Source organism: Pedobacter sp. GW460-11-11-14-TSB4, assembly GCF_059423705.1.
In genome coordinates this window covers 1-592 of sequence record NZ_JBWKYI010000074.1, presented here as the reverse complement: position 1 = coordinate 592, position 592 = coordinate 1, and the positions used below count along the sequence as shown (strand labels likewise).

1 protein-coding gene is annotated in these 592 nt (G+C 40.0%); it reads left to right on the top strand.

Annotated features, from left to right (window positions below):
• Window positions 1-206: 206 nt before the first annotated feature.
• Window positions 207-592: DDE-type integrase/transposase/recombinase (locus AC07YT_RS25075; protein WP_494945588.1), on the top strand; the 386-nt coding region annotated here is incomplete at its 3' end.

Below are 592 nucleotides of genomic sequence, written 5' to 3'. Positions count from 1 at the left end.
TTCTTCCACGCAAGCGTGGGCCTAAATATCGCACCAGGCGACCTTTTCAATTTATAGAAAACCAAGTGATTGAGCTACGACAAAAAGGGAATTCGAAGCATGAGATCGTTAGAATCTTAAAGCCGAAATTGCATAAATTTACTCCATCGGCATCCGGGGTTTACAATATTAGTAAGCGTTATGGCCTTAATAGGCTTAACCTAAGGATGAAGGAGAACAAAAGGAAGATCATTAAGGAAAGAATGGGACAACTTGGACACATTGACTGCCATCATCTTGACAAAGCTATATTAAGAGGACAAAGCCGTAAGCTCTATCTGGTATGCTTACTGGATGACTATAGTCGTCTGGCCTGGGCAGAGGTAACAGAAGATATAACTTCACTAACGGTGATGTTTGCTACCATGAGATGCATCAATATGCTACAGAGTGAATATGGAATAAAATTCGAAGAAATCATCTCTGACAATGGACCAGAGTTTGGTCAACGACAAAGCCAAAATAAAATGAACCATCCTTTTGAACGCATGCTTATCGAATTGGATATCAAGCATAGATATACTCAACCTTACAGGCCTCAAACCAATGGAAA